The following is a 512-nucleotide window of genomic DNA, read 5'->3' as shown; positions in this document are numbered from 1 at the left end:
GATTCTGATATTACTCTGACCAATAGAGGATATTTAAATCAGTTAGATGGTAGTCCGAGAAATATAGGATTAACAGTCAATTCGCCATTGGGTTCAAAAAATATGGGATTAGGAGCAGGAGTTTATAGTGACCAGGTAGGAGTAACTACAGCTACACATTTGTTTGGTTCATATGCTTATAAAATAGTTTTTGACCATAATTATAACCAGGTGCGATGGTGGTCTTATAATCCCAATGTATTATCTTTTGGGATTACGGGAGGTGCAATGATTTATAACGAAAATTTACTAGAATTAGGTATTGATAATGACCCTAATTTTGCAAATAATATTAATACGGTTATCCCTACTTTGGGAGTAGGATTTTTGTATAATAGAGAGCATGTTTATATAGGAGTTTCTGCTCCAAACTTATTAGGAGATTCTTTGTCTTCTGAGGATAATATTAATTTAGAGACTCCATATTATGCGTATTCAGGATATCGTTTTTTTGCTTCACGTTTTAAAGAAGT

The 512-nt window shown here is 33.0% G+C and carries 1 protein-coding gene; it reads left to right on the top strand.

Annotated elements, in window-relative coordinates:
- A partial coding sequence (locus tag Z053_RS0127495; protein ID WP_025668174.1) for a PorP/SprF family type IX secretion system membrane protein occupies nt 1-512 on the top strand: 512 nt, incomplete at both ends.

Source organism: Aquimarina megaterium XH134 (genome assembly GCF_000520975.1).
GTDB lineage: Bacteria > Bacteroidota > Bacteroidia > Flavobacteriales > Flavobacteriaceae > Aquimarina > Aquimarina megaterium.
This window is presented reverse-complemented; position numbering and strand designations above follow the sequence as displayed.